This is a genomic window from Aeromonas sp. MR16 (assembly GCF_022549315.1).
Lineage (GTDB): Bacteria > Pseudomonadota > Gammaproteobacteria > Enterobacterales > Aeromonadaceae > Aeromonas > Aeromonas aquatica.
In genome coordinates this window covers 1-442 of record NZ_JAKZFK010000074.1, presented here as the reverse complement: position 1 = coordinate 442, position 442 = coordinate 1, and the positions used below count along the sequence as shown (strand labels likewise).

The following is a 442-nucleotide window of genomic DNA, read 5'->3' as shown; positions in this document are numbered from 1 at the left end:
GCCCATAACGCTCCAACATCCTTCGCCAGCCCAGATAATTCCTCAAATAGCTCGTCGCCACCCCATGGAACCGCGCCATCCACTCCTTCAACCGCCTGTGATATCCGTTCACATGCTGGATGTGATACGCACCCACCACCCGCTCTCCCGCACGGTTATGGACCACTTGATGTGTCATGCCTTGCCGTTCGCTGAAACTGGCATACACCGCCGCCCCGTCGCTGCACAGCACCGCATCGGGGGCGATGAGCGGTTTTAGCACCACCCTGACAGTCAGAGCATCCAGTCTCTCCAGTTGGAAATCTGCCAGGTGGCCTGCCCGGTCCTGCACCACCATCACCGGGATGTAGTCCGGCCCTGTACCGCGGGTGCGGCCTTTCCCACCCCGGTGACGGGCCGGTCGGGACAATCCGGACTGTCCTTTAAATGACTCCAGGAAGAA

Annotated in this window: 1 protein-coding gene; it reads right to left on the bottom strand. The window is 60.4% G+C overall.

All coding sequences use genetic code 11. From position 1 onward, the window contains the following. The coding region (locus MM194_RS21790; protein ID WP_241344956.1) for an IS1595 family transposase at positions 1 to 442 on the bottom strand (442 nt) is incomplete at both ends.